Source organism: Planktothrix sp. (assembly GCF_046067725.1).
GTDB lineage: Bacteria > Cyanobacteriota > Cyanobacteriia > Cyanobacteriales > Microcoleaceae > Planktothrix.
The window spans coordinates 1-3,476 of the sequence record NZ_JBJUDF010000346.1 but is presented as its reverse complement, the minus strand read 5'-3'; the positions used below and the strand labels follow the sequence as shown (position 1 = coordinate 3,476).

The window sequence follows — 3,476 nt, the reverse complement described above, 5'->3', positions numbered from 1 at the left end:
GAAGAATTTCCCCAGAAAAAGGGTTAGAAGATGCAGTTTATGCTTCATTAACAACGGGAATTCCTTTAAAAATTATGGGTATTATTCAAGATGAACTTTATTGGCAACAAATTATTCAAAATTATTCTGAAGCACCAATTCAATATTTAGGGTTTTTATCAACAAATCAACTTCAAGAACACCTACGTCAATGTCGAGGGTTACTGATGACCCATCGCTGGATGGAAGCGTTTGGAAATGTGGCGATCGAAGCGTTAGCTTGTGGGGTTCCTGTGATTTCCTATCGTCGAGGAGGGCCAACGGAAATTATTCGAGAAGGGATAACAGGTTGGTTAGTAGAACCGGATAATATCAATGAGTTAGTTCGTGCGATTCAAAAGTTAGATCAAATTGATCGTTCTGTTTGTCGTCAACAGGCGGAAACAGAATATTCTTTAGCAGCTTTGGGCGATCGCATTGAACAATGGTTTGCTCAAGTTCTCTCGTTATAAGTCTTTTAAGGCTTTTTAAAACTACAAAAACACAGAAATTATGGCTGATTTTAAAGGATTAAAACCGGGCGATAAATTACGAGTAATTTCCCCCAGTGGCGCGTTAAAAGAGTGGGAACGCTTTAATAAAGGCGTTGAAATTTGGCGATCGCAGGGTTATGAAATTGAATTCACATCGGGTTTTGATCTGAATTGGGGCTATTTAGCAGGAACCGATGAAAACCGACGACAACAACTATTAGAAGCGTTAAAAGATGAAAGTTGTCGGGGGATTTTATGCGCCAGAGGGGGATTTGGATCAACACGATTATTAGAAGGATGGAATTTAGATGAAATTGAAATTGATTCTACTGTTCCTAAATTTTTAATCGGATTTTCGGATATCACGGGATTATTATGGGCTTTTTCTAATCATTCACAAATTATTGGAATACATGGCCCTGTTTTAACAACCTTAGCTAGTGAACCGGATTGGTCAATTCAACGTTTATTTCGAGGAGTAGAAACGGGGTATTTTGAAACATTACAAGGAGAAAGTTGGCAGAAAGGTTGCGTTTCTGGGCGATTATTTCCGGCTAATTTAACCGTTGCAACCCATCTATTAAGAACGTCTTATCAACCGGATTTAACGGATACGATTCTGGCGTTTGAAGATGTTAATGAAGAACCTTATCGTTTAGATCGAATGTTAACTTATTGGCGCATGGTGGGTGCGTTTCAAGGAGTGCGAGGAATAGCATTAGGACGATTTAGTCGGTGTGAAGTCGAGGGAAATTCTAATCGCTTTTCTGTAGAAGAAGTTTTACGAAATCGCTTAGAAGATTTAGGAATTCCGATTGTTTCTAATTTGCCCTTTGGTCATGATGGCCCTAATGCAATTTTACCAGTGGGTCAGCAAGTTCATTTGGATGGAGACCAAGGAATTTTAAGTTTTAATTAACATCAAAATCCTCCCCTCTCCTGACTGGAAAGGGGGTGGGAAAAGCTAAATCTATTATTGACAAAACTCGAATTGAGCGATTTCTTTTGGTAATGCTGGAGCGTGGGGAACTTTAACGCCTTTGGGGGCTAAAATTCCAATCCCATAAACACACCCATCCTTCGCGCTACAAGTCGCCATATTCAGATTAAGTTCATAATCTTTGAATTCGGGGGGTTTAAAGGTCATCACCGATAAGGTATCTTTCTCGGACTGTAAAACTTTCCCGTCGAGGGTTTTCACACTTAAATTAACATCGGTACAATTTTCATCACAATAGCCAACAAATAAATATTCAATAGAGGGATCAAGCCGCATGGTTAAAGGGGCGTTGGCTTTCGGTGGCCCCTTACGGACAACGGGCCAAAAAGCCAATTCATAACCGTCTCTTCCCGCCTCCTTAATGACTTCTTTGAGTTTACAAACCACAGTTTTCTCATCTGCGGTGAGTTCTTTCGCAACCGCAGTTCCCAGGAACACTGTACCTAACAGCAGCGCAAATCCAAGCCCGATTAAATGTTTGCTATTCATCGATAATTTTTGGGGAAGGGATGGTATGTGGCAAAACTAGAAATATCAGGAGGATATCATATTTTTGAACCGTTGATGATAGCATTATGGGCTTTGAGTTCATCAATCGTAAATAAGCTTTGAAACTCTAGCCCTTCTGCTTCGTAAAGTTCTCTACCTCCCTGTTGTCGATCTACTAAGGCAATAATATGATTCACCTGATAACCCGCATCCTGTAAGCGTTTAACCGCTTTCATCGCTGACTGTCCCGTTGTCACCACATCTTCTAAGACCACCACCGCCGCACCCGCAGGTAAGCTTGGCCCCTCAATATACGCTTGGGTTCCATGTCCTTTGGCTTCCTTACGAACAATTAAGGCAAAAACCGGCTGATTTTCATAAGCTGAAACCACACTCACGGCTGATACAATCGGGTCAGCGCCGAGGGTTAATCCAGCAACAGCTTGAGTTTGTTGAGGTAACAGAGCTAATAATAAACGACCAATAGCTAAAGAACCTTGAGGGTGAAGAGTGACTGGTTTACAATTAATATAATAGGAACTTTGTTGACCCGAAGACAGTACAAAATCTCCTTCTTTATAGGCTAACTGACACAATAAATCCAGTAGCCAATGTCGCAAACTTGTTAAATCCGTTGTGGCGACCGACTCATTTAAAGTAACGTGCTGTTGTTGTTGATCCATTGATCCTAGAAAAAGATTAAGTTCATAATTTTATAATAGCATAAAATCGCATAATTTTATAAAAATTTATGATTTTTGATCAAGATGAAGAGTTGCCGTTGAGAAAGAATTAGTTTAGGATAGATCGAAACTGGCGTGGATTAATTTGGAATATGAAACGGACAGAAAAAAGCACCCCGAATTGGCAATGGTCATCTCAAATTTCAGTTGTGCTGACGACGACCGGGTTACTGGTTCCTGCCACTGTCTTTATCAGTCTGTTTCCTATCTTAAGCACTGCACAAACGATTATTCCCGCCCAGGATGGAACGGGAACCCGCGTTAATTTCCAAGGCAATCAGTTTAATATTAATGGCGGTCGTTTATCGGTCAATGGGGAAAATTTATTTCATAGTTTTGAGAAATTAGGACTATCTAAAGGCCAAATTCTGAATTTTATTTCTAATCCCACCCTACAAAATATCTTAGGGCGAGTGACGGGGGGAGAACCATCTTTTATTAATGGGTTAATTCAGGTTACAGGAGGAAATTCTAATTTATTTTTAATTAACCCTGCTGGAATTGTATTTGGAGAAAATGCCAGTTTAAATATTCCGGCATCTTTTACCGCAACCACCGCCAGCAGTATTGGGTTTGGGAATCAAAATTGGTTTCAAGCGTTGGGAGAAAATCAATGGCAAACTTTAGTCGGAACACCCAGTGATTTTGTCTTTAATACTGAAAATCCTGGGAGTTTAGTGAATTTAGGAAACCTCAGCGTTTCCCCTGGAGAAAATATTAACTTATTAGCAG

5 protein-coding genes are annotated in these 3,476 nt (G+C 40.1%); 3 read left to right on the top strand and 2 right to left on the bottom strand.

The features are described from left to right. Positions 1–491: glycosyltransferase (locus tag ACKPEB_RS21445; protein ID WP_408967048.1), on the top strand; the 491-nt coding region annotated here is incomplete at its 5' end. A 40-nt stretch (positions 492–531) separates the two neighbouring features. Further along, entirely contained in the window at positions 532–1,431 is a 900-nt protein-coding gene (locus tag ACKPEB_RS21440; RefSeq protein WP_408967047.1) for an LD-carboxypeptidase, read from the top strand. A gap of 54 nt (positions 1,432–1,485) precedes the next feature. Here the strand turns inward: ACKPEB_RS21440 and ACKPEB_RS21435 are convergent, their stop codons facing one another. Beyond that, positions 1,486–2,001, bottom strand: coding sequence for a hypothetical protein (locus ACKPEB_RS21435; RefSeq protein WP_408967046.1), 516 nt, complete (start codon positions 1,999–2,001; stop codon positions 1,486–1,488). A 56-nt stretch (positions 2,002–2,057) separates the two neighbouring features. Beyond that, positions 2,058–2,684 carry an orotate phosphoribosyltransferase gene (gene pyrE / locus ACKPEB_RS21430; protein ID WP_408967045.1) on the bottom strand — a complete coding sequence of 209 codons (627 nt, stop codon included), beginning with the start codon at positions 2,682–2,684 and terminating at the stop codon, positions 2,058–2,060. A 152-nt stretch (positions 2,685–2,836) separates the two neighbouring features. Here pyrE and ACKPEB_RS21425 point away from each other — a divergent pair. After that, on the top strand, positions 2,837–3,476 hold a 640-nt coding region (locus tag ACKPEB_RS21425), incomplete at its 3' end, for a filamentous hemagglutinin N-terminal domain-containing protein (protein ID WP_408967044.1).